Source organism: Acidimicrobiales bacterium (assembly GCA_030747595.1).
Taxonomy (GTDB): Bacteria; Actinomycetota; Acidimicrobiia; order Acidimicrobiales; family MedAcidi-G1; genus UBA9410.
In genome coordinates, this window is sequence record JASLKK010000035.1 from 1 (window position 1) to 1,108 (window position 1,108).

The following is a 1,108-nucleotide window of genomic DNA, read 5'->3' on the forward strand; positions in this document are numbered from 1 at the left end:
GGGGTGTCCTGTGGGCCGAGATGCTGACCCGCCACGGCGAGTGGATGGAGTGCCGCCTACTATCCGCCGGGGAGCGCACCAACCCCTGGTTTCAGGAGTGCAGCGCCGCGGTGATCAACGACGGCGACGTCGTGGCCTTCGACACCGACCTAGTCGGTGCCTACGGGATGATGACCGACATCTCCCGAACCTGGGTGGCCGGCGACGCCCCACCCACACCAGAGGCCCGCCACGCCCACGACCTGGCCGTCGAGCAGATCCATCACAACTCCGAGCTCATCCGACCGGGCACCACCTTTCACGATCTGGTACACGATGCGTGGTTTCCTCCCGAAGAGGAGTACCGGCACTACTCGTGCCTGGCCCACGGAGTAGGTCAATGCGACGAGTACCCGTCAATCCCGTTCCCAAGCGCCTGGGAGGCCTCGGGCTACGACGGCGTGCTGGAACCGGGCATGGTGGTGACCATAGAGGCCTACGTGGGGGCCCGATCCGGTGGACAGGGAGTCAAGTTGGAGAACCAGATCCTGATCACCGAGGACAGTGCCGAGAACCTCAGCCCGTGGACCCTGGACCTTGAACGATTCGAGAAACTGTGAACGCCGCCGACGGCCCGGATGGGTATGACGAACTGACCGCCACCATTCGACGGATCATGCCGTTCTGCGAAGTATTGGGCCTGACCGTGATCGAGGCGAGCGCCGAAAAGGTAATGGCCACCGTGGAATGGGCCGAGGAGCGCACCACCGTGTTCGGCGGGCTGCACGGGGGCTATGTGATGGCCGTCGCCGACTCCACCGGCGCGCTGTGCGCGGCCCGCAACCTGCCTGAAGGAGCCGGGACGTCCACCATCGAATCCAAAACCAACTTCCTGCGCCCCATCACGGAGGGCACGGCGACCATCACGTCCCGCCCGGTGCACGTAGGCCGCACCACCATCGTGGTCCAAACCGAAGTGGTACGTGAAGACGGAAAGACCGTCGCCATCACCACCCAGACCCAGATCGTGTTTCCGAACCTGACCTGATCCCCGCGTTCCCTAGCTGAGACAGGGAGCGTGCCTCAGTGACCCTGGAAATCGGCGGGACGCTTCTCGATCCAGGCCCTG

The 1,108-nt window shown here is 64.6% G+C and carries 2 protein-coding genes; both read left to right on the forward strand.

Annotated elements, in window-relative coordinates; all coding sequences use genetic code 11:
* On the forward strand, window positions 1–599 hold a 599-nt coding region (locus QF777_11880), incomplete at its 5' end, for a M24 family metallopeptidase (GenBank protein MDP6912241.1).
* Window positions 596–1,027, forward strand: a complete 432-nt coding sequence (locus tag QF777_11885; GenBank protein ID MDP6912242.1) for a PaaI family thioesterase — start codon at window positions 596–598, stop codon at window positions 1,025–1,027. The genes QF777_11880 and QF777_11885, both read left to right, overlap by 4 nt.
* The last annotated feature ends 81 nt before the right edge of the window (window positions 1,028–1,108 follow it).